Below are 657 nucleotides of genomic sequence, written 5' to 3'. Positions count from 1 at the left end.
GGCGGGAAAAGATCCACGCCGGGCGGGAAGCTGCGGACCGACAGACCTCGACGAGGCCGCGACAGCGGGGCCGCGAGGCCAGTCAGGGGTGTCGTCGTGACAGCCGGGCTGACGACCATGAGCCGGATGGCTGCAGCCGGCGCCACCATGAGGACGCCGCCGCGTCGTCGGCAACGAACGGCCGCTCGGCCCGACGGGCCGCCAGGTCGATGCCGCCGATCAACAGGAGTCCGACAAGCGCGGTCTCCCCCCCGGCAATCAGGCCGCACAGCCATCCGGACGAAGGACCATAGTGGTTGCCCTGACCCGTCACGGTCCCGACCTGTCCCATCGGTACCTGGACCGCCAGACCCACGAGGGCACCGCAGACCACCGCCCCGAGCAGGACGGTCAGGAGGCGAGCCCGGGAGCGGCGTCCCAGGCTCGCCCGATGGACCATGACAGCAAGCACGACTCCGGCCACGACGGGCACCAGCACCAGCACAAGCCACCCGGGCCTGGGCAACGCGCTCGGCGGAAGAGCCGCCAGCACCGGGAGGTCCGGCAGATCGGCCGGGCGGACGACATCCGCCCGGACCAGACCCGAACCCGTTCGAAATCCTGGTCCAAGGGCGTAGGACAGACCCCAGAGGACCAGGTTGGGCAGCAGCGCAAGCT

The 657-nt window shown here is 71.1% G+C and carries 1 protein-coding gene; it reads right to left on the bottom strand.

What is annotated here, in order from left to right; genetic code table 11:
* Positions 1-82: 82 nt before the first annotated feature.
* On the bottom strand, positions 83-657 hold a 575-nt coding region (locus AC08ON_RS16060; protein ID WP_476617260.1), incomplete at its 5' end, for a cell division protein PerM.

It is taken from the genome of Frankia sp. CoWAU3, from assembly GCF_977971855.1.
The sequence above is the reverse complement of the archived record's forward strand: the minus strand, read 5'-3'. Positions and strand labels throughout refer to the sequence as shown.